General features: G+C 63.4%; 2 protein-coding genes. Both read left to right on the top strand.

Going from position 1 to position 733, the window contains the following annotated elements:
- Positions 1 to 278, top strand: a 278-nt coding sequence (locus ACODTJ_RS29180) for a flagellin (RefSeq protein ID WP_488851727.1), incomplete at its 5' end; no start/stop codon positions are given.
- Positions 279 to 492: 214 nt separating this feature from the next.
- Positions 493 to 733, top strand: a 241-nt coding sequence (locus tag ACODTJ_RS29175; RefSeq protein ID WP_488851725.1) for a flagellin N-terminal helical domain-containing protein, incomplete at its 3' end; no start/stop codon positions are given.

Genomic DNA, 733 nt, shown 5'->3' with positions numbered 1-733 from the left:
TCGACCTGGAAAAGGCCACGGAGTCGCTGACCGGCGCCATGACCTCGCTGAAGTCCCTCTCCTCGACCTTCGGCTCGCAGCTCTCGGTCGCGCAGACCCGCCAGGACTTCACCAAGGAGATGTCGAGCGTCCTCAAGACCGGCGCCGACACTCTCGTCAACGCCGATGCCAACGAGGAAGCCGCCGCGCTGCTCACCCTGCAGACTCGCCAGCAGCTCTCGCAGACGGCTCTGTCGCTGGCCTCCCTGGCCGACCAGGCGGTCCTGCGTCTGTTCTGATCCTTCGTCCGCAGAAGCGGGCAGCCTGCAGAACGCGGGCCGAAGACAAGAAAGGTGGCGGAGCTCCGGCTCCGCCACCTTTTTCTTTGCCCGAGATGGGGTTTCCCCGGCGGTAACCTTACCGGCCCATGAGCGGAATTAACGGTTTGTTATAGCTAACAAGCGATGATCGGCCATCACTCGACCGGCGCAGAACGCGCTCAGGAACCTGACGATGGCCAACACGATTCTTTCGAGCGGCGTCCGCAACAACCTGCTCACGTTGCAGAAGACAGCAGCCGAGCAGTCCGTGCTCCAGAACCGTCTCGCCACCGGCAAGAAGGTGAACTCGGCGATCGACAACCCGGTGAACTACTTCACCGCGCTCTCGCTGAACGACCGCTCGAGCCAGCTCACCGGCCTGCTCGACGGCATGTCGAACGGCATCCAGACCATCCAGGCGGCCTCGAAGGGCA

Source organism: Allobosea sp. FG18 (assembly GCF_057809495.1).
This window is presented reverse-complemented; position numbering and strand designations above follow the sequence as displayed.